Source organism: Winogradskyella arenosi (assembly GCF_003337305.1).
In the GTDB taxonomy this organism is placed as follows: Bacteria; Bacteroidota; Bacteroidia; order Flavobacteriales; family Flavobacteriaceae; genus Winogradskyella; species Winogradskyella arenosi.
Window position 1 is genome coordinate 95,778 of sequence record NZ_QPJO01000002.1, and the last position, 19,253, is coordinate 115,030.

The following is a 19,253-nucleotide window of genomic DNA, read 5'->3' on the forward strand; positions in this document are numbered from 1 at the left end:
TTTGATTAATGTCTTACTACAACGTTTTCTTGTATCATACTTCTAAGAAGGAGCTTTGGAATCATTTTGCGCTTCATAGCAATCAAGATAGCTTTTTATTTCAGCGCGATTTTATGGATTACCATAAAGATCGTTTTCAGGACTTCTCATTGATGGTTTATAAAAATGAGACCTTGGTGGCACTCTTACCTGCACATCGGGAAGGCGATGCTGTTTATACGCATTTTGGACTGACTTATGGTGGACTTATTCATGCTAAAACTCTAAAAACCTCTGAATATATTGCTATCTTTAAAGTCCTCTTAGAATTTTTACATAATCAAAATATTGGGAGTTTAACGTTAAAGGAACTTCTTAGTATTTATCTACATAATAGTAGTAATAATCCTTTGCAGTATGTGTTGTTTAAGTCTGAAGCGAGTTTGTGTCGTGTCGATTTACATTCGGTTATAGATATGCGTCATAAAGCCTATTCAAAGAGTAGAAAGAAAGGTATAAAGAGAGGACAAAAAGCGAATTTAAGGGTGGAAGAATCTCCGACTTTTGAGGCCTTTTGGAATGAAATTTTAATCCCTAATTTAGGGCATAAACATGGCGTGAAACCGGTGCACTCTTTAGACGAAATTACATTATTAAAATCTAGATTCCCTAATAATATTAGGCAGTTTAACGTTTATTTAGATGATAAGCTTGTAGCCGGAACAACTATTTTTGAAACTGAGAATGTAGCGCATAGCCAATATATTTCTGGGAATGCCGATAAGAATGAATTAGGAAGTTTAGATGTTTTACACCAATATCTTTTAGAGCAGGTGTATTCCGATAAAAAGTACTTTGATTTCGGAACTTCTAATATCGATGCAGGAGCTCATATTAATGAAGGATTATTATATTGGAAAGAAGGCTTTTCAGCACAATCCATACCACAAGGATTTTATAAAATAGCAACTAAAAATTATAAGCACTTGGAGGCCGTTTTTATATGATAAAATTTTTAGACATTCATAAAATTAATAACCGCTTTAAGGCTGAATTTCAGGCGTCATTTAGCAAATCTTTAGAGCAAGCCCACTTTGTGCTTGGCACTAACGTTAGTAATTTTGAAAATGAATTTGCCGCCTACTGTGGTACCACATACTGTGTAGGTACCGGGAATGGTTTAGATGCCCTAACCCTTATTTTAAAAGGTTATATTGAAATAGGGAAGCTGAAAAAAGGCGATAAAGTGATGGTGCCAGCTAATACTTTTATAGCAACTATTTTATCGGTGTTGCATGCAGAATTAGTGCCTGTTCTCGTAGAACCTGATGCTGAAACCTACACGATTCTTGTTGCCAAAGACCAATCGGTTTACAAAGAGGTCAAGGCCATTGTGATGGTGCATTTATACGGACAGCTAGCCGATGTTGAAAAGCTACAAGCAATAGCAAAAACTTATAATTTGTTATTAATTGAAGATGCAGCTCAAGCTCATGGCGCCATAGCGACAAGTAATGGGCGTAAAGCTGGTAATCTTTCAGATGCAGCAGCTTTTAGTTTTTATCCAAGTAAAAATTTAGGAGCTTTAGGAGATGGTGGAGCGATAACCACTAGCGATGCCGAATTGGTAAAAGCCCTTAGGTTATTGCGTAATTATGGAAGCCTTGTTAAATATACGCATCAAATTATAGGTTGTAATAGTCGCTTAGATGATATGCAAGCCGCTTTTTTAAGGATTAAGTTAAAGGCATTAGATGCCGATAACACTAGACGAAGAGCCCTAGCGAAAACCTATTTAAAGCAGATAAAGAACCCTAAAATTAAACTGCCATTTTATGATGGTTCGGAAAATCATGTGTTTTATGCCTTTGTTGTGGAAGTTGAAGATAGAGCTGATTTTTCAAACTATTTAAGTACTCATCATATTGAATGGCTAATTCATTACCCAATTCCACCTCATAAACAGGAGGCATTAGCGACTTTTTCAGATTATATTTTACCATTAACTGAAAAGATTCATAAAAGAGTTATAAGTTTGCCTATCAGCCCCGTGATGAGTGATAAAGAGATTAAAAAGGTTATAGACGTTTTAAATACCTACTAATTGAAAAAGTTTTTTAATTATATAAATACTGAGGTTTTAATTAAAGCAGCAAATTTAAATATGGCTAATATTAGCCTTAAAATTGTTGCTGGAATTTTAATTTCTAAATTTATTGCCATCTATATCGGTGCACCCGGGATGGCGTTAATTGGAAACTTACGTAATTTCTTTAGTGCTTTACAATCTTTATCCATTTCCGGACTTTATAAAGGGGTGGTTAAATATGTAAGTCAAGTTAAAAATGATGCTGTAGAGCTCACCAAAGTACTTTCTACTGTTTTTTATATTGGATTCTTTTCATCTTCAATTTTAGCACTTCTTTGTTATTATAACGCAGAGTCCATTAATAATCTCATTTTTTCAGAGCAATATAATTATACCTATATCATAAAGACTTTAGCCATAGTTTTGCCTTTTTATGCGCTAAACATGTTCACCTTTTCTATTATGAATGGGTTCTCTAAGCACAAATACCTGTTGCTTATTAATATTCTAGGGCAGGTACTGGGGTTATTAGTAACCTTACTTTTAATACGTCAAGAAAATATTGATGGTGCGTTATTAGCCATTGTTATTACTCCGGCTCTAAACCTCCTTATTACTATTGTAGGGATTGCGTTTAGGCGCAGTCTTATGGCCTGTATTAAAATTACCCAGATTAGCATTTCAGTAATAAAAAAATTAAGCCCTTATATGTTTATGGCTTTAGTGGGCTCTATTGCTTTACCAATTGTAATGATTACCATTAGAAATTATTTAATTACTGAGGTAGGCGTTAAATCAGCAGGCTATTGGACGGCGATGACACGGGTATCGGACTACTATCTCATGTTTTTTAACTCCTTAATGGCACTTTATATTCTTCCTCGATTCTCAGAAATCAACACTAAAAAGGAATTTAGAAGAGAGATTTTTAGTTTTTATAAAAGCATAATGCCGGCCTTTTTGGTGCTCCTCTTAATCATTTATTTAAGCCGATCGTTATTAATTACCATTTTGTTTACGGAAGATTTTAGACCTGTTGAAGAGCTTTTTGGATACCAAATATTAGGAGATATTGCACGCGTACTCTCTTTAGTAATTGCCTATCAATTTTTAGCCAAACGCATGTTTACCCATTTTTTAATTCTAGAGATTTTCCTATTTGTTATCAAGTATGTTTCTAGTATTTATCTTATCGATTCCTTTGGTGTCAAGGGAGCTGTAATGGGGCATTGTCTTAGTTATATTATGTATTTCGGTATCATTTTACTGCTCTTTAGTAGCTCGTTATTTGGAGTTATTGGTGAAGAAGGTGTAGACGATTTTTAAATTAAGCTCCGTGAAACTTCCAAAATTCATTAGCAGTAATACCGTTCTTAAAATTACCTCGCTAAATGCTGTGGTAATCGGGATTAGATTAGTGGTCTCCGCATTTATACAACGCTTACTGGCCGTTATGGTTGGAGAAGCCGGTATTGCCAGCATAGGGCAGTTAAGAAATCTAATTGCCATGTTAACGAGCACCTCGACTTTGGGGGCATTTAATGGCGTGGTAAAGTATGTTTCAGAATTTAGAGACAGGCCGTCAGAACTTCATAAAATATTTTCTACCGTTATCGTTTTTGGGCTGATAGGAACTTTGGGGTCTTCAGCAATATTATTTTTTTGCGCATCGTATTTGTCAGACTATCTATTTGGGACTTTAGATCAGGTATATCTGTTTTATTTACTCGGAGTGATTGTGCCGTTTATAGCTATGGGGCGTTTGGTTCATGCTGTGGTAAGTGGTTTATCGGATTATAAAAGGTATGCAAAAATAGAATTGTTAAGCTACCTTTTAGGGACGCTTGCCTTAGTGATAGGATTATATAAGTCAGACTTAAATGGGGTGTTAATTGCTATTGCTATTGCTCCAATTATACAATTAGTGGTCTTGATTTTTGTTTTCGGAAAAACCCTTACCACTTATCTGAAATTTAGGTCCATTTCATTAAGCCTTGTATATAAAAATAAATTATTGGCCTTTACACTGATGTCTTTTATTTCTACGTTTTTTCTGAATTATGTAGAACTCAATATAAGAACCTTAGTCGCTGATGAAATCAATGTTAATGAAGCCGGGTATTGGACGGCCGTTACGTTTATTTCTAAGAACTATATGGTATTCGCCACCGGTCTTTTTACCTTATATGTATTGCCAAAATTTGCGAGTATCCATACCAAGCAGGACTTTATAGATGAGGTGCTTAATATCTATAAAACCATTCTGCCTATTTTTGGTTTAGGGATGGTTTTGGTGTATCTCTTTAGAGGACTGATTATCCAATTAATCTATCCTGAATTTACCGGCATGGAGCCCTTGTTTAAATGGCAATTGTTAGGGGATTTCTTTAGATTGGCCTCACTGATCTTATCGCATCAATTTTTAGCAAAGCGTATGGTTAAAAGTTTTGTGCTGACTGAAGTGATTTCCTTAGGCTTGTTTTTTGGCCTGTCTAAGCTATTTATTCCTTTTTATGGAACGGAAGGTGTGGTGTTAGCTCATTTTGTGCGCTATATCATTTACTTACTATTAGTGGTATTTGTCGTCCGAAACTATTATAGTACTAAAAATAAGGCCTAATAGATTACTTAATCTGTTCCTGCCAAGTTTTAAGGTAAGCTTTTGCGCAAGAAATATGGTCATGATGTCGAGCAACAAACGCTCGAGATTGTTTAGAGATCTCAGTAATTTTTTCTGGATGTTGAATAAGCCATTCTAATTTTTGGGCGATGTCTTCGGCATCTGGTAGGGCGTTTATAGCCACAGTATCTTCTTCAATATTAAAATAATCTAACCACTCTTGCTCGGCCCCGGTAAACACAACTTTACCTTTAGCCATGGCTTCTAAGGCATTAAAGCCTTGGTCGTATGCATATACTTGATCGAGTAAAATATGGGCTTTATCAAAGCTTCGTATATAATCTTTATAAGGAAGGTTTTTAGCCACTATGACTTCAACTTTATCAGGATATTTTTCAGTGATAATTTTTAAAGCCGCATCAAAAATATCATTGCCTTTTTTATAATAGTTAAAAGTATTGATCCCATGAAAGATGACAATCTTATCTTCAATTTTAGGGGGTTGGTACTGCAGAAGACTCAAATTAATAGCATGCGGAATCATCCCTAAATATTTTGTGTGACCGATTAAGGGAATATGATAATCCAAATCGTTAGAAATAACGCCTTTAATCGACTTAAAAATCTCATGATGCAAACTGATATGGCCTTCTGTTAAGTAACTTAAAGCAGGTGAGAAGTCTTTTTTAGAACCTTTATTTTCAAAATAAGGAGTCAAAATAGAGTATCTAAATTTTTTGTCATAAGCATAACGAACACTCGGGTAGTCTAAACCTGCAGAAAGTAAAAACACATTTTTATTCCAAGCTTTTAGCCAATTAAAAATGTCTAATTGGTCGCTTCGCTTAAAGTCAAACGGTGCTTCGTTGATAAACTGAACAAGGTCGTAATCAGACAAAAGGTGTTTCTTCGATTTAATTTGGCGCTTAATAGAAACCGCAGTAAGATCTATATGGAACAATCGATTAATTAAGTTTCTAAATTTCTTTCTGTAAAAAGAGGTGTAAGGATTAACAATTTCAACATCAACATCGACTTTTTTAAAGCCATCTCTAGTGCTTACAAGTATGGCTTCGTGCCCAAGAGCTTCAAGCCCTTGCTTTATATTCCATTGCGCTCTATTGAATTCACCAAATAGTAAAACTTTCATTTATTGAGGTTTCATTTAATATCTTTACCACTTAAATAATGGATATGCAAAGTAATCATAAAAAAAGAATTTGTATTGTCTCGCGCTCACTTAGTGAAGGTGGTGCCGATAGAGTGGCAGCAATGCAATCTGTTTTTTTGACTGATTTAGGGTATGAGGTTTTCGTGGTAAGCATACTTAATAGTATAAAATATCCGTACCGCGGAAAACTCCTGAATTTAGGTGCTATAAAGGAACAAGATGATACGCGTTTGGGCCGTTTTAAGCGCTTGCTCATTTTAAAAAAGTTTTTAAATCACAATGCGATAGACCTTGTTATTGACCATCGTGTGAGATGCAAAGCTTTTTCAGAATATATTATTTCTGGATTGATATACCCGAAAGCCACAATTTATATGGTGCATAATTATACCATTAACCGCTATTTTCCACCGTTTAAATGGTTAACGAAACTGAGTTATGGCAGAAGTAAAAAAATAGTTGCGGTCTCTGATCATATTAAAAATAAGGTTGAAGCGTACTATAATTTTAAGCAGGTACAAACCATTTATAATCCCGTGGATTTTGAATATTTAAATCAGTTAAAAACCCAAGCTATTACCGCTTCAGATTCGTTTATTTTTTGGTACGGTCGTTTTGAAGAGAAGCAAAAAAATGTGAGTCTTTTAGTTGAAGCTTACAGTAAATCTCAACTTTCAAAAAAAGGAATTAAACTTTTACTGATGGGACAAGGGAAGGATAAGCAAAAAATAGAAACGCTTATTCACACTTTAGGGCTTCAGGATCATATTGAGGTTTTACCGTTTTCAAAGAATCCTTTCGCCTATATTTATCAATCTAAATTCACCGTATTAACCAGTCATTATGAGGGTTTTCCTATGACAGTTTTAGAATCTCTAGCCTGTGAAATTCCGGTGGTCAGTGTTAAGTATAAAAATTATGAAGATGGCGTTATTAAACATGAATTTAACGGCTTGTTGGTAGAAAACTATAATGCTAAGGCTTTAGGAAATGCATTTAATCGTTTTATTGATGACGAAAAATTATATCTTCGCTGCAAGGCCAATACTAAAAAGAGTGTCGGCTCTTTTTCGGTAGAGAGCATCTCTAAACAATGGCAAAATTTAATTGATAATTAATGGGTACCACAATTAACGATGTAGCTATTCTTGAAGTTCCAAGAGTTCATGATGAACGCGGTTTATTAGCGGTTATAGAAAAAGACACAATTCCTTTTAAAATTGAACGCGTCTATTACTTGTACGATGTGCCATCGGATGCGTTTAGGGGTGGCCATGCGCATAAGGAATTGTACCAATTAATTATTCCACTTTCCGGAAGCTTTGATGTTTTAATTAAGGATGGGGAGCGCAGTAAAACGATCAACCTTAATAAGCCACATAAAGGCTTGTTGCTCGTTCCAGGAATTTGGAGAGAGATTGATAATTTTTCTTCAGGATGCGTCTGCTTAGTCTTAGCTTCTAAAGAATACGATGAGTTAGATTATATTAGAGAATTCAATGCTTTTTTAAGCTTTAAAAAGTCTTAAGTAAATCGAATTATTTACCACGTAAGGTCTAACCGTATTGAGGAGCCTTAATAGGCCTGTGGGCATTTGTAATAACAGCTTTTGTTTCTTGGTTAAATTACTGAAATCTATGGTATTTTGAGTTTGCTTAGACAAGGTGCTTTCTCCGTTTATTTTTGTTCTTAAGGCCAAACCATAACGCTTTAAATCTAAATAGCGTTTTAGACTTTTGTTGGTGGCTTCAACCGTTTGGTACGCATTTAAAAATTGAAAACGTACCCCATTTAATTCACCTTTAGATAAACTATCACTTATAGACCTATTATAGCACATGGTTATTTGCGGATGAAAAACAATGGCCTGCTTTAAGGCTATGCGAATCCATAAATCTAAATCTTGCCCTGTAGTGTAAGCGGTGTTAAATCCTCCAAAATCTAAAAATGTTTTTTTAGAGAGTGCCGCTGCTGAAGTCCAAATGATTGTGTCCTTCATGCTTGCCTTAAAAAAATCGGTAACAATACAAGGCTGTGTGGCGTAATTAAAGTTAAATTGTGCGGGCTGTACCACACTATTATTGTAATTAATTTCGTAATTATTACCATAAAGTCCAGCATTAGGAAAGGCCTCTATGCTTTCCCTAAGACATTGTAAATGCTCAGGTTTCCATAAATCATCAGCATCTAAAAAAGCGAGGTAGTCCCCTTCAGCCTTATCCACAGCATGATTTCGAGCACTGCTCACTCCAGAATTTTGCTGATGGTAGAGCTTTATTTTATCTGAAGAATAACCTTCAACCACTGCTGCACTAGCATCGGTTGAGCCATCATTTACAATGATAATTTCAAAGTCTTTATAATTTTGATTTAAGACACTTTCTAAACATGCTACTATATATTTTGCTTTGTTATATAGCGGAATAATAACAGAAAAAAAGGGCATATTACTTATCGTTTAAAAGGTGTTGTGCTATCGTTTTTGTAGACTTTAGGTGTTGGTCTGTAATTCCGCCTTGCAATAATACACTATTATACAACGCCGTTTTAAAAGTATCAATTTTTAGGGGATCAGGCTTGTGATTCATCGCCTTTTCTAAAAGTTCTACTAAAGCTGTTTTTTCCTTTAGTTTTAGGCAGACTTCAGAATTATCATAGAACGCATTGCCTAAGACCACAACGGTTTTACCATAAAAAATGGCTTCAAGACCTACGGTAGAATTATTAACCACTACAAATTTAGAACTTTCAATACTGCCTTTTAACGAGCTTATATTATCGATACGAATGTGATGATCCTTGACCAATTGATAGAGTGACGCTTCATATTTACCCACAAAAAGCGGGTGCTCTCTAATAACCAAATCCGTATTCTTGGGTAAGGCAGCATAGACACTAGAAACAATATCTGTATGAGATTTAAAATGTGGACTGTGATAAATCATGTTAACATCTAGCGGAACCTGTAGAATTAACAAGACCATCGGTTTTTCTGTATGCAGTGTTGTATCTGGATTTTTTCGTTTTGCTCTATAGCTGTTTAAGTCGGTATACTTTACATCGGGCGGATAAATTTTGGTCTTTTGTAAGCTGTACATAAGCGCCATATCTAAAGCACGATATATTGGAGAACGGCGGTATTTTTTAGGTGCTTGTTGTACTTCCGTCTTTTTAGGAGTTTTTGTGTTTTCTAAATTTAAGGCTTGTTCACGGAAACTAATATTTGCGTTAACGCCCTTATGATCAAAAAACGTGGTATTAAAGGGGCCTTGTTCAATATAATAGACTTTAATCTGCTTTAATTGCGCTAAGGCAATAGCGATTTCAATAGACATTCTAGAATCCCCGAGGCATATGAGATAATCGGGTTGTTCAGTATTAAAAATATGATCAATAAGATCGATATAGGCTAAGGCCTGAAGCTGTAAGTCTTGTTGTGACGTGCTTTTATTTAGAGCCACGTGAAATTTACAAAAGTCTTTAAATTTTAAACCCTTGTAGGTCTTGGTTGTCGACAGGAGGTTTAGATATTTTTGTCTATGTTTTAAGGCATTAAACCAAGATGTAACCGGAATCCAATTGCTATGTTTTAAGCGTAATAGTGCATACAAAAATCCACTTAAATAGATGCTGTACATTTTAAAATTTACCGTTTCTGAAGGACGATTAGCTTTAAGCTGCTTTTCAATATCTAAATAGAATCTAGAATGTTTGTCAAATGTACTGAAGCTAATGACTTTCATGAACGCTCAAAGTTAATAGGGTATTTTAATGATATACAAAGTAATTAAATTATAAATGACTCTGAAATACAATGTTTAAATGTATTAAGGAATACACTGATGTCGTTATACGGATGAACAAGCATTACCTTTTATGTGGAAGGTAGATTGATGTTTTTTAGCATGAATGTATTTTGAAGTTAATTAGAGCCATTCCATCCTTTATAGATCACCAAATATCGTGGTCGTCCAAAGGAAGATTCTTATTGATAAAAACTAGGTCTAGCTTTTACGTTGTACGACTTCAAAAACTTTATTTTCATCACACTTTAAGGTTTTGCTAGGATATTTTAGTAGCAAAGCGTAATCATGAGTGGCCATTAAGATGGTGTTTCCATTTCTGTTAATATCTTGAAGCACCTCCATAACTTCAACACTAGTTTGTGGATCTAAGTTCCCTGTAGGCTCATCGGCCAAAATTAATTCCGGATCGTTGAGTAGGGCACGGGCAATGGCAATACGTTGTTGTTCTCCACCAGATAATTCGTGTGGGTACTTAAAACCTTTCGTTTTCATGGCGACCTTATCTAAAACCTTTTCAATACGTTCTTTTATACGGTCTTTATCTTTCCAACCTGTCGCTTTAAGGACAAATTCTAAATTCCCTAGAATAGTACGGTCGGGCAACAATTTAAAATCCTGAAATACAATACCTAGCTTACGTCTTAGAAAGGGAATATCTTTCTCTTTCATAGTTTTTAAGTTGAAATCTACAATAGATCCTTCGCCTTCGGTAAGTTGTAAATCGCCATAAAGGGTTTTCATAAAACTACTTTTACCACTTCCTGTTTTACCTATAAGATAAACAAAGTCACCTTTTTTCATTTCAAAGTTCACCTTAGAAAGCACCATGCTGTCACCTTGATAAATGGTGGCATCTTTTAGTTCTAAAACCGTATCAGACATATAATAGAGATATAAATATTGCTAAGTGTAAATGTATTGCTTAAAATTTCAAAAGCAAAACTAAAATTCTTAATTCCTTTAAAAGGATTGTTGTTGCTCTGCGTTTTTGGAAATACGCTGAAAAACGTTTCGGGACACTTAATGTGGTGTGATACCAATGCATAAAACTGTTCCGAAAAAAATAAAGTCTTGCCTTCTTCCCTTAGAACAAAGGATAAAGGCAAGACATTTCAGATTGTTATAGGTTGAAGTAATCGATATAATTCTGTAAGTCTTTATCACCACGACCCGATAAACTTATCACCACAATATCGTCGGGTTTAAAGGTTTTATGCTTAAAAATGGCTAAAGCATGAGAGCTTTCAATAGCCGGAATGATACCTTCTAATTTTGTGAGTTCTAAACCAGAAACCATAGCTTCATCATCTGTTGCCGAATAAAATTCACCACGACCAGATTTGTACAAATGCGAATGTAAGGGGCCTACACCAGGATAATCTAAGCCTGCAGAGATAGAATAAGGTTCTGTAATTTGACCATCTTTTGTTTGCATTAATAAGGTTTTACAACCATGAATAATCCCTTCTTTTCCTAAAACCGAAGTTGCAGCACTTTCTCCAGAATCAATGCCTTTTCCGGCAGCTTCTACAGCAATAATACCCACCTCTTCTTGATCTAGAAAATGATGATAAGTTCCAGCGGCGTTACTTCCTCCACCAATACAAGCCACCACATAATCAGGGTTTTCTCTTCCTTCTTTTTCCTTCAGTTGCCATTTTATTTCTTTAGAAATTATAGATTGAAATTGCGTCACCATATCCGGGTAGGGGTGAGGACCAATAGCAGAACCAATAATATAATGGGTATCCACAGGGTTATTAATCCAATCTCTAATCGCTTCATTGGTGGCATCCTTTAGCGTACGGCTCCCCGAAACAGCTGGGACCACTTTAGCGCCAAGCATTTTCATTCGTGCCACGTTTGGAGCTTGACGGGCGATGTCAATTTCTCCCATATACACCACACATTCAATCCCCGTTAAAGCACATACCGTTGCTGTGGCAACACCGTGTTGTCCTGCGCCAGTTTCAGCAATAATTCGTTTTTTACCTAAGCGTTTTGCCATTAGAATTTGTCCAATGGTATTATTTATTTTATGAGCTCCCGTATGGTTGAGGTCCTCACGTTTTAAATAAACTTTAGTGTTGTATTTTTCTGAAAGGCGCTTGGCAAAATAAAGGGGAGAAGGACGACCAACATAATCTTTTAAAAGTTGATTGAACTCCTCTTGGAATGAAGGTTCTGCCATTATTTTGAGATAATTTTGACGTAATTCTTCTACATTGGGATAGAGCATTTCTGGAATGTATGCGCCACCAAATTCACCGTAATAGCCTTTTTCGTTGATATTGTAACTCATTGTTTTTATGTTATTCGTCATTGCTAATTCCACCTTCTTTCGTGATGTAGCAATCTGTTTCTTTTTTAATTTTTCATTCGTTATGCTGCAAACAGCAAAGCATATTATAAGCTCCGTAAAATTTGTATCCGTAAATAAAGGATTCAAAACTCACAATCAAAATAAGGAAATCGCTAAAAGGATATGTGTTTTTAGAACGTCCTGATTTTGCCCATGTTTAATATTTAACTAAGCGCCAATGGTCTTGTTTTTAAACATTTCCAATTCATCAATATTCTTCAATCCTGGTTCTATTTCAAATTTACTGTTTACATCTAATGCATAACAGTATTTTGAAGCTGAACTGTTTTTAAATTCTTTTATTTTTTCAACTTCATTGACACCTATTCCACCACTTAAGAAATAAGGTTTGCTCGAGTTGTAATCGTTTAAAACATCCCAATTAAAGGTATAGCCATTTCCTCCAGGAAGTTGTCCTTTGGTGTCAAATAAAAAATAATCACAAACGGTTTCAAACGGTGCTAAAACTTCAAAATTAAAATTGTCCTTAATACTAAAAACTTTAATGATTTCAATAGAAGTATTGTCAAGGCTTTGTTGCAGTTCGGTTTTTAGAGCGGTACAAAATTCTGGAGATTCATTACCATGCAATTGAACGGCTTGCAGATTATGCCTTTTTACCGTTTCAGAAACCGTCTCGATGCTTTCATTTACAAAAACCCCAACTTTTTTTATCGTAGCGGGCACATGAGGAATTGTACCTTCAAAATAACGTTTAGAAGGTTCATAAAATATAAAGCCTAGATAATCGGGTTGCAGTTGTGCAACAGCCTCTAGGTTGTCTTTATATTTCATTCCGCAGACTTTTAATTTCATAAGTTTTATTTTTCTTGCTATGGCAGGAATCTATTTGTTTCTTTAATTATTTTCAACCCGCTAGGATTTATAAAGCGGTAAGGTCTTTAATAAATTTAGCGGCATTTTCACCAGGGGCATTTGTTTTCATAAAGTTTTCACCAATTAAAAAGCCTTTATAACCAAAGGGCTGCAATTCTTTAATGGCTTCAATGGAACTGATTCCAGACTCAGAAACTTTTACAAAATCATCAGGAATGTATGAACTTAAGGTTTTTGAAGTGTCTAAACTCACCTCAAAAGTTTTTAGGTTTCTATTGTTTACGCCGAGCATATCTATAGAAGGTCTTAATGATTTTTGCAATTCTTCTTCATTATGGACTTCTAATAAAACATCTAAATTTAAGCTTTTGGCAAATTCAGAAAAACGTTTAATCTCCTCGCTTGAGAGCACAGCGGCGATGAGTAAAATAACATCGGCACCATAAGCTTTAGCTTCTAAGATTTGATATTCATCAATAATAAACTCTTTTCTAAGTAAAGGTAAGTTAGAACTTGCTCTGGTAAGTAGTAGATCATCTAAAGACCCGCCAAAATATTTAGCATCTGTTAAAACTGACATGCCGCAAACCCCGGCATTTTCATATCCTATAGCAACATCCTGAACATTTAAGTTCTGATTAATGGTGGCTTTAGAAGGCGAGCGTCTCTTATGTTCTGCAATAATACCAGACGTACTTTGTCGTAACTGTGTCGCTAAGGAAATGGTAGCGCGCTCAAACAAAATAGAGTGTTCTAACTGATTGGTAGGAATTAAGGATTTACGCAATTCTACTTCCTTACGCTTGTCGTGTATAATTTTATCTAAGATATTCATTTACTTAAGGCAATTAAGGTCTCTAAACTTTGTTGTGCTTTACCACTGGCTAAAGATGCTTTGGCGAGTTCATACCCTTCTTGATGCGAAATTTGTTTTGCTGTGGCAATGGCCAATCCGGCGTTTGCACAGACCACATTAGTTTGGGCTTCCGTACCTTCGTTTCTGATGACGCTTTTAAAGATTTCAGCCGCCATTTTTACGCTGTTTCCACCGAAAATTTCAGAAGGTTGAATTTGTGGTAATCCCAAGTAGCAAGGATCAAATAAGACTTCCGAAGTATTTGAAACCACTTTTGTCTTTCCGGTTAAAGAAATTTCGTCATAACCATCTAAGGCATGGACAATGGCATAATTTTTATCCGAATCTTGATACAAATAGCTGTATAATCGTAACAATTCAAGATTAAAAACCCCAACCATTTGACTTTTTGGAAAAGCCGGATTAACCATAGGTCCCAACATGTTAAAGAAGGTTTTTACACCGAGTTCTTGTCTTATAGGCGCTACATTTTTCATAGCAGGGTGAAATAAGGGAGCGTGAAGCACACAAATTCCAGCTTTATCAATACAACGCTGTAAAAAATCGGTATCATTGGTGAATTTTATCCCAAGATATTCCATAACGTTAGACGATCCGCAAGCTGAAGACACACCGTAATTACCGTGTTTAGTAACATGAACGCCAGCACCTGCAGTAACAAAGGATGATAAGGTAGAAATATTAAAGGTATCCTTGCCATCACCACCTGTACCACACAAATCGATGGTATTCTCTTGGTCTAATTTCACCGGAATGCATAAGGCTAAAAGGGCATCTCTAAAACCGCGAAGTTCTTCCGTTGTAATGCTTCGCATCATATACACGGTTAAAAAGGAAGCAATCTGGCTTTGGTTGTATTTTCCTTCGGAAATATTAACTAAAACATGCTTGGCTTCTTTGCTCGTGATGCTTTCTTGATTAATAAGTCTGTTTAATAGTTGTTTCATTATAATAGGCCCTCAATCAGGGTGGCGTTTAATTTGTATTTAGAGATATATTATTGATTTACCCAATTTTCTAATATTTGTTTTCCATCTGGTGTTAAAACCGATTCCGGATGGTATTGTACGCCTTTTACATCGTATACTTTATGGCGTAAGGACATAATTTGCCCATTACTATCAAAAGAAGTGGCTTCTAAACAGTCTGGTAAATTGGGGTTGACCACCCAAGAATGATAGCGGCCAACCTCGAAGGAAGTGTTTAATCCCTTAAAAAGCGCCTCATCCGTAACACTAAGTGTAATTGTTGTGGCTACACCGTGGTAGACGTTATTTAAATTTTCTAGCGTACCACCAAAAACTTCACCGATGGCTTGTTGTCCCAGACAAACCCCTAAAATGCTTTTTGTAGGAGCATAGGTCTTTATAATCTCTTTTAATAATCCGGCTTCATCGGGAATTCCTGGGCCAGGAGATAAGACAATTTTATCAAAGGCATCGACTTCTTCAAGGGTCAGTTTATCATTTCGTTTTACAGTCACCTCACAGTTTAAATCTTCTAGGTAATGCACAAGATTATAAGTGAAACTATCGTAATTATCTATAACTAATATTTTTTTCATCGCAAGGCCTGGCTCAGCAGGTATCTTATTTAATTCAACTTTTATTCTCTACTTAGATTTCAACAGCTTGTTCAATAGCTTTGGTTAATGCGCCAAGTTTATTGTAGACTTCTTGTAGTTCACTTTCGGGATTAGATTTGGCGACCAATCCGGCTCCAGCTTGCCAAAATAATTTATGGTTTTGACTCAAGAAGGTTCTAATCATAATGGCGTGATTAAAGTTGCCGTTAAAATCCATAAATCCTATAGCTCCACCGTAATAGCCTCTACTTGTTTTTTCATATTTTTCAATTAGCTGCATGGCCTTATGTTTTGGAGCGCCGCTTAAGGTCCCGGCAGGGAATGTATCGGCAACAACTTGCATGGTGTCTGTAGCATTATGAATGGTGCCTGTAACCTTACTTACCAAATGGATAACGTGAGAGAAAAATTGCACTTCTCTATAGTTTTCAACCGTAACAGCACTTCCGTTTCTACTTAAGTCGTTACGCGCCAAATCAACTAACATCACATGTTCACTGTTTTCTTTGTCATCTTTGATGAGTTCTTCAGCTAATTGTGCATCTTTTAAATCATTTCCGGTACGCTTAAAAGTTCCGGCGATTGGGTGTATTTCGGCTTTTCCGTCACTCACCACAAGTTGGGCTTCTGGCGAACTTCCAAAAATTTTAAAATTACCATAGTCAAAATAGAACAAGTAAGGGGAAGGGTTTATACTTCGTAAGGCTCTATAGACATTAAATTCATCTCCACTGAATTCTTGTGAAAACTGTTTCGATAATACCAGTTGAAAGACATCACCTCGAGCACAATGTTTTTTAGCTAATTCTACATGCGCTTTGTAGTCTTCGTCGGTTAAATTTGAAGTAATCTCACCTTTTGTTTTAAAATCGTAAGACGCATATTGTCGAGTTTGAATAAGCTGTAAGAGCTCATCGATATTATTATCACTATGAAAACAATGTGCAAAAATATAGGCCTCATTTTTTTGATGGTCTATGGCAATAATGTTCTGGTAAACCGCATAATAAATTTCAGGGATGCTAACAGAATTGTCCTTTTTAGAGATGTGGACATCTTCAAAGTACTTTACAGCATCATAAGCCGTGTAACCAAAAATACCGTTATTAATAAATTTGAAATCTTTCTTTCCGTCAACTTTAAAGCGTTGTGTGAATTTATGGATTTCTTCAATGACGCCTACACTTTCAATAGAATTACTCTTACCGCTTCCGTCAGGAAACGTTTGGGTAATGGTTGTACCTTCCACTTTAATAGACGCTATTGGATTACAACAGATGTATGAAAAATTGTTGTCATTGGCGTGATAGTCACTACTCTCTAGTAAAATACTGTTGGGAAACTTATCGCGAATTTTAAGATAAATACTAACAGGTGTAATGGTGTCTGCTAGGATCTTTTTATAATGGGTGTGTAAACTAAATGTTTTCATTGTTGCTGAATGTATTTCAGTGTTGGGTTAAAATAAAAAAAGGCTTGTCGTGATTGACAAGCCTTTTTTTCTATATAAATTATACATAACAAGGGTGCTTCACGAACGTAAGTTTGAGAAATTCCACCACCAAGTATGAGTTGTATTTGTTTTCATTTATGCATCAAAGATAGAAATCAAAATTCAGATTTCAAACACTTTAAGAAAAAAATGTTTTTGTTTCTGAAATATTTTCAAAACCGTGTGCCGTTCTTGAAAACATGGGTCTCTAAATTTAAAACTTTAATGTAACAGTTAAATCAAAGTCGTCATAAATGGCTTTGTCTTTTAAAGTTTCAAGAAGCGTAGGGGATTTGTAGGTGATATTGTGCTTTGTTCTATCGATTTTTAAAGTCGCTGTTGCCGTATTATCTCTTAAAGTTAAAGGAAAAGAAATTGATTCTGTTTGTCCTTTAATGTTAATATCGGCTTCAACAGTATAATTACCATTTGTTCCGTTTACAGTGGTGATGACTAACATTGCGGTTGGAAATTCTTCTACGCCAAAGAAATCATCAGATTTTAAGTGGTTATCTAATTTTTCTTTATAGTCGCCTGTTAAGTCTGTAGCGTTGATGCTGGTCATGTCAATAGTGAAATTTCCACCGGTTAAGGTCGATCCGTCAAAACTTAGAACGCCACTTTTTAAATTGACCGTTCCTGTATGCTCTCCACCAACTTTATACCCTTTCCATATCACGGTACTTTCTTTAAGGTTGACGGTTTTGTCTTTTAAAGTGTTGTAAGACATAAATGATAGGGCTAAAATAATTAGCATTCCAAGTTGTAAATTTCTGTTTTTCATAGGGTTTTGTTTTTTAATTTTAATAAAAGGCTATTTAATCGTATTAACTCTTCTTGAGTTAAATTTTTTATCATAACGTGTTCGGTGTCATCTATAATAGGGTCTAAGGTTTTTAGTGTAGACAAGCCTAAATCGGTGATGCTTATTTCAACTTTACGGCGATTTGTTGGGCATATTTTACGCTCTACAAAATTTTTCTTGATGAGTTTATCAACCAAACGGGTGGTGTTACTCATTTTACTCACCATACGTTCTTGTATGTCTTGCAAATTAATAGCCTTACCGTTCTGCCCACGTAATATTCTCAAGACGTTAAATTGTTCTATAGAGATGTCAAAGGGTTTAAGGGTTAAGGACAGGTCGTCCTTCATCCAAGATGCGGTCTGAAAAATATTTATCACAGAAGCTCTAGATAAAGGCATTTTTGCGTCTGTTTTTAAAATTTTATTCAACTCTTTCATATACAATTGTTGTATGTACAAATGTAGTGCTAATTTTGAGATGTAGCTTTAATATTTTGTTAAAAATAAAGGTGTCAAATTTATAATCGGGTAGGGCATAGGGTTGATTTGAAGGGTAAGTGGTTGTGAATCATTTTGGTAAAGGCTATCTTTAGCTTGTGGTGAATTCTTCTTTAGCTAAGCGAATAAAGATGTTTTCGCTTAAGTTTGAGGTGATATATGTTAAAAAAACGAGTCCTTTTGTAACACTTTGAGAATTTTTGCATTTATTTCATAATGAAATATTAATTTTACTAAAAAATTAAACTTATAAGATGGCTGATTTATCACAACAAGAATGGACGGAACAATTAAAAGCTGATGATAATGCTGTAGTTTTAGATGTTAGAACACAGGCAGAAGTTGATGAAGGCATGATTCCTAACGCGATACATATTGACATTTACAAAGGACAAGGTTTTGTAGATGAAATTGAGGAACTTGATAAAACAAAGAATTATTACGTCTATTGCAGATCGGGTAATCGTAGTGGTCAAGCCTGTAATATTATGAACCAATTAGATTTTGAAAACGCCTATAACCTTGAAGGTGGTTTTAATGAATGGCAGGGTGATGTTGTTCACAACGATTAATTTTTAAATGGCATGGGTATGAATAGAGTTATTGCATTAGGTTGTTTTTTACTGAGCTTTTCTTTTTTTACGAGTTGTTTTAACAGCACTTTAGAAGACGGTGAAGTAAAGTTGATTACCGCTAAAGAAATGAAATCTATTTTAGAGCTTGAAGAAGTACAATTAATAGATGTGCGAACACCAAAAGAATATGATGGCGGTTACATTGCTAATGCCCAGAATATTGATTTTATGTCGCCTACTTTTGATGATGATATTACCAAGTTAGATAAAAATAAGCCGGTAATATTATATTGTAAGTCTGGTGGACGTAGCGCAAAGTGTGCTCAAAAAATGAAGGCCGCTGGCTTCAAAAAAATATACGATTTAAAAGGAGGGATCTCCAAATGGGAACATTCCGACGATATTCAAATCCAAGTAAAATCATAAACACAAAGCCGAACGTAATGTTCGGTTTTTTTATACCCCAAATTCTCTTCTTTTATGTCTTAAGATTTTTATAATTTAGACGACTGTTAACGCGAAACAGAAACACAACTGTTACCTTTGCAAAAATGA

General features: G+C 35.2%; 20 protein-coding genes. 8 read left to right on the forward strand and 12 right to left on the reverse strand.

The features are described from left to right. The first annotated feature begins 8 nt into the window (after nt 1–8). Genes DFQ08_RS05250 through DFQ08_RS05265 form a run of 4 tightly spaced genes read left to right on the forward strand, consistent with a single transcriptional unit; the run spans nt 9 to nt 4,688 of the window. On the forward strand, nt 9–986 hold the full coding sequence (locus DFQ08_RS05250; RefSeq protein ID WP_181858363.1) for a GNAT family protein: 978 nt from the start codon (nt 9–11) through the stop codon (nt 984–986). Next, entirely contained in the window at nt 983–2,083 is a 1,101-nt protein-coding gene (locus DFQ08_RS05255; RefSeq protein WP_114308774.1) for a DegT/DnrJ/EryC1/StrS family aminotransferase, read from the forward strand. Before DFQ08_RS05250 ends, DFQ08_RS05255 begins: the two co-directional genes overlap by 4 nt. Beyond that, entirely contained in the window at nt 2,084–3,394 is a 1,311-nt protein-coding gene (locus DFQ08_RS05260) for an O-antigen translocase (protein ID WP_114308775.1), read from the forward strand. A 10-nt stretch (nt 3,395–3,404) separates the two neighbouring features. Continuing rightward, entirely contained in the window at nt 3,405–4,688 is a 1,284-nt protein-coding gene (locus DFQ08_RS05265; protein ID WP_114308776.1) for an O-antigen translocase, read from the forward strand. A gap of 4 nt (nt 4,689–4,692) precedes the next feature. On the opposite strand, the gene DFQ08_RS05270 is transcribed toward DFQ08_RS05265, so the two are convergent. Further along, a complete protein-coding gene (locus DFQ08_RS05270; RefSeq protein WP_114308777.1) occupies nt 4,693–5,838 on the reverse strand; it encodes a glycosyltransferase in 1,146 nt (381 codons plus the stop codon). A 44-nt stretch (nt 5,839–5,882) separates the two neighbouring features. Between DFQ08_RS05270 and DFQ08_RS05275 the strand changes: the two genes are divergently transcribed. Then, nucleotides 5,883–6,977 carry a glycosyltransferase gene (locus DFQ08_RS05275; RefSeq protein WP_181858364.1) on the forward strand — a complete coding sequence of 365 codons (1,095 nt, stop codon included), beginning with the start codon at nt 5,883–5,885 and terminating at the stop codon, nt 6,975–6,977. Continuing rightward, nucleotides 6,977–7,387 (forward strand): sugar 3,4-ketoisomerase, encoded by a 411-nt coding sequence (locus DFQ08_RS05280; RefSeq protein ID WP_114308779.1) that lies wholly within the window; start codon nt 6,977–6,979, stop codon nt 7,385–7,387. The genes DFQ08_RS05275 and DFQ08_RS05280 overlap by 1 nt, the downstream gene beginning before the upstream one ends. Here the strand turns inward: DFQ08_RS05280 and DFQ08_RS05285 are convergent. From DFQ08_RS05285 to DFQ08_RS05335, 11 genes are all read right to left on the reverse strand, one after another. Further along, nucleotides 7,367–8,305 (reverse strand): glycosyltransferase family 2 protein, encoded by a 939-nt coding sequence (locus tag DFQ08_RS05285; RefSeq protein ID WP_114308780.1) that lies wholly within the window; start codon nt 8,303–8,305, stop codon nt 7,367–7,369. The two genes, DFQ08_RS05280 and DFQ08_RS05285, sit on opposite strands and share 21 nt — an antisense overlap. A gap of 1 nt (nt 8,306) precedes the next feature. Then, nucleotides 8,307–9,602, reverse strand: coding sequence for a capsular polysaccharide export protein, LipB/KpsS family (locus DFQ08_RS05290; RefSeq protein WP_114308781.1), 1,296 nt, complete (start codon nt 9,600–9,602; stop codon nt 8,307–8,309). Between the two features lie 261 nt (nt 9,603–9,863). Further along, nucleotides 9,864–10,547 carry a cell division ATP-binding protein FtsE gene (locus tag DFQ08_RS05295; protein ID WP_114308782.1) on the reverse strand — a complete coding sequence of 228 codons (684 nt, stop codon included), beginning with the start codon at nt 10,545–10,547 and terminating at the stop codon, nt 9,864–9,866. 238 nt (nt 10,548–10,785) lie between these two features. Then, nucleotides 10,786–11,967 (reverse strand): tryptophan synthase subunit beta, encoded by a 1,182-nt coding sequence (gene trpB / locus DFQ08_RS05300; protein WP_114309671.1) that lies wholly within the window; start codon nt 11,965–11,967, stop codon nt 10,786–10,788. 228 nt (nt 11,968–12,195) lie between these two features. Further along, the gene (locus DFQ08_RS05305; protein ID WP_114308783.1) at nt 12,196–12,843 is read right to left on the reverse strand and encodes a phosphoribosylanthranilate isomerase; all 648 of its coding nucleotides are present in this window, start codon (nt 12,841–12,843) and stop codon (nt 12,196–12,198) included. 67 nt (nt 12,844–12,910) lie between these two features. After that, nucleotides 12,911–13,699 (reverse strand): indole-3-glycerol phosphate synthase TrpC, encoded by a 789-nt coding sequence (gene trpC, locus DFQ08_RS05310; protein WP_114308784.1) that lies wholly within the window; start codon nt 13,697–13,699, stop codon nt 12,911–12,913. Next, nucleotides 13,696–14,688: an anthranilate phosphoribosyltransferase gene (gene trpD, locus DFQ08_RS05315; RefSeq protein ID WP_114308785.1), complete on the reverse strand. Its 993-nt coding sequence runs from the start codon at nt 14,686–14,688 to the stop codon at nt 13,696–13,698. The genes trpC and trpD overlap by 4 nt, the downstream gene beginning before the upstream one ends. A 50-nt stretch (nt 14,689–14,738) precedes the next feature. Next, nucleotides 14,739–15,305 carry an anthranilate synthase component II gene (locus DFQ08_RS05320; protein WP_114308786.1) on the reverse strand — a complete coding sequence of 189 codons (567 nt, stop codon included), beginning with the start codon at nt 15,303–15,305 and terminating at the stop codon, nt 14,739–14,741. Nucleotides 15,306–15,357: 52 nt separating this feature from the next. Then, nucleotides 15,358–16,758, reverse strand: coding sequence for an anthranilate synthase component I family protein (locus tag DFQ08_RS05325; RefSeq protein ID WP_114308787.1), 1,401 nt, complete (start codon nt 16,756–16,758; stop codon nt 15,358–15,360). 274 nt (nt 16,759–17,032) lie between these two features. Next, a complete protein-coding gene (locus tag DFQ08_RS05330; protein WP_114308788.1) occupies nt 17,033–17,602 on the reverse strand; it encodes a YceI family protein in 570 nt (189 codons plus the stop codon). Continuing rightward, on the reverse strand, nt 17,599–18,024 hold the full coding sequence (locus tag DFQ08_RS05335) for a MarR family transcriptional regulator (protein WP_245935379.1): 426 nt from the start codon (nt 18,022–18,024) through the stop codon (nt 17,599–17,601). The genes DFQ08_RS05330 and DFQ08_RS05335 overlap by 4 nt, the downstream gene beginning before the upstream one ends. 353 nt (nt 18,025–18,377) lie before the next feature. Here DFQ08_RS05335 and DFQ08_RS05340 point away from each other — a divergent pair, with 353 nt between their 5' ends. Next, complete coding sequence (locus DFQ08_RS05340) at nt 18,378–18,695, forward strand: rhodanese-like domain-containing protein (RefSeq protein WP_114308790.1); 318 nt, start codon at nt 18,378–18,380, stop codon at nt 18,693–18,695. Nucleotides 18,696–18,713: 18 nt separating this feature from the next. Further along, entirely contained in the window at nt 18,714–19,124 is a 411-nt protein-coding gene (locus DFQ08_RS05345) for a rhodanese-like domain-containing protein (protein WP_114309672.1), read from the forward strand. Nucleotides 19,125–19,253 lie beyond the last annotated feature (129 nt).

Excerpts from the sequence above, each read along its gene's own strand:
- DFQ08_RS05255 (WP_114308774.1), top strand. The coding sequence starts at position 983 with ATGATAAAATTTTTAGACATTCATAAAATTAATAACCGCTTTAAGGCT.
- DFQ08_RS05270 (WP_114308777.1), bottom strand. The coding sequence starts at position 5,838 with ATGAAAGTTTTACTATTTGGTGAATTCAATAGAGCGCAATGGAATATA.
- DFQ08_RS05280 (WP_114308779.1), top strand. The coding sequence starts at position 6,977 with ATGGGTACCACAATTAACGATGTAGCTATTCTTGAAGTTCCAAGAGTT.
- trpD (WP_114308785.1), bottom strand. The coding sequence starts at position 14,688 with ATGAAACAACTATTAAACAGACTTATTAATCAAGAAAGCATCACGAGC.
- DFQ08_RS05335 (WP_245935379.1), bottom strand. The coding sequence starts at position 18,024 with ATGCCTTTATCTAGAGCTTCTGTGATAAATATTTTTCAGACCGCATCT.
- DFQ08_RS05340 (WP_114308790.1), top strand. The coding sequence starts at position 18,378 with ATGGCTGATTTATCACAACAAGAATGGACGGAACAATTAAAAGCTGAT.
- trpB (WP_114309671.1), bottom strand. The coding sequence starts at position 11,967 with ATGAGTTACAATATCAACGAAAAAGGCTATTACGGTGAATTTGGTGGC.
- DFQ08_RS05250 (WP_181858363.1), top strand. The coding sequence starts at position 9 with ATGTCTTACTACAACGTTTTCTTGTATCATACTTCTAAGAAGGAGCTT.
- DFQ08_RS05290 (WP_114308781.1), bottom strand. The coding sequence starts at position 9,602 with ATGAAAGTCATTAGCTTCAGTACATTTGACAAACATTCTAGATTCTAT.
- DFQ08_RS05330 (WP_114308788.1), bottom strand. The coding sequence starts at position 17,602 with ATGAAAAACAGAAATTTACAACTTGGAATGCTAATTATTTTAGCCCTA.
- DFQ08_RS05305 (WP_114308783.1), bottom strand. The coding sequence starts at position 12,843 with ATGAAATTAAAAGTCTGCGGAATGAAATATAAAGACAACCTAGAGGCT.
- trpC (WP_114308784.1), bottom strand. The coding sequence starts at position 13,699 with ATGAATATCTTAGATAAAATTATACACGACAAGCGTAAGGAAGTAGAA.
- DFQ08_RS05320 (WP_114308786.1), bottom strand. The coding sequence starts at position 15,305 with ATGAAAAAAATATTAGTTATAGATAATTACGATAGTTTCACTTATAAT.
- DFQ08_RS05285 (WP_114308780.1), bottom strand. The coding sequence starts at position 8,305 with ATGCCCTTTTTTTCTGTTATTATTCCGCTATATAACAAAGCAAAATAT.
- DFQ08_RS05275 (WP_181858364.1), top strand. The coding sequence starts at position 5,883 with ATGCAAAGTAATCATAAAAAAAGAATTTGTATTGTCTCGCGCTCACTT.
- DFQ08_RS05345 (WP_114309672.1), top strand. The coding sequence starts at position 18,714 with ATGAATAGAGTTATTGCATTAGGTTGTTTTTTACTGAGCTTTTCTTTT.
- DFQ08_RS05295 (WP_114308782.1), bottom strand. The coding sequence starts at position 10,547 with ATGTCTGATACGGTTTTAGAACTAAAAGATGCCACCATTTATCAAGGT.
- DFQ08_RS05325 (WP_114308787.1), bottom strand. The coding sequence starts at position 16,758 with ATGAAAACATTTAGTTTACACACCCATTATAAAAAGATCCTAGCAGAC.